Source organism: Paraburkholderia sp. LEh10 (genome assembly GCF_017814945.1).
Taxonomy (GTDB): domain Bacteria; phylum Pseudomonadota; class Gammaproteobacteria; order Burkholderiales; family Burkholderiaceae; genus Paraburkholderia.
Map to the genome: position 1 here is coordinate 1 of NZ_JAGIPX010000294.1, position 257 is coordinate 257.

The following is a 257-nucleotide window of genomic DNA, read 5'->3' on the forward strand; positions in this document are numbered from 1 at the left end:
CAGACAACGTGATAGCCGACGTAGATCGCCAGCACGAAAATGATCAGGTTGATCACCGTATGGTTGATGACTTCCATTCCTTTTCTCCTCTGTCGACCAGAGTCGGCGCTCTCGCGCCTTACACTGGTCCCATGCACGAAGTGCTAGGCCTTGCGCGTGACTTCGCCATCGCGTGCCAGCAGCGTGGCCGCGACGATGTCGTCCGCGAGATCGATATTGAGCGCGCCTTCCTTCGTGACGATCAGCTTCATGAAGTC

General features: G+C 56.8%; 2 pseudogenes. Both read right to left on the reverse strand.

The features are described from left to right. A pseudogene (locus J8I87_RS45600) lies at positions 1 to 77 on the reverse strand (NAD(P) transhydrogenase subunit alpha); the annotation flags it as partial. Positions 78 to 143: 66 nt separating this feature from the next. Next, positions 144 to 257: pseudogene (locus tag J8I87_RS44335) on the reverse strand (NAD(P)(+) transhydrogenase (Re/Si-specific) subunit alpha); the annotation flags it as partial.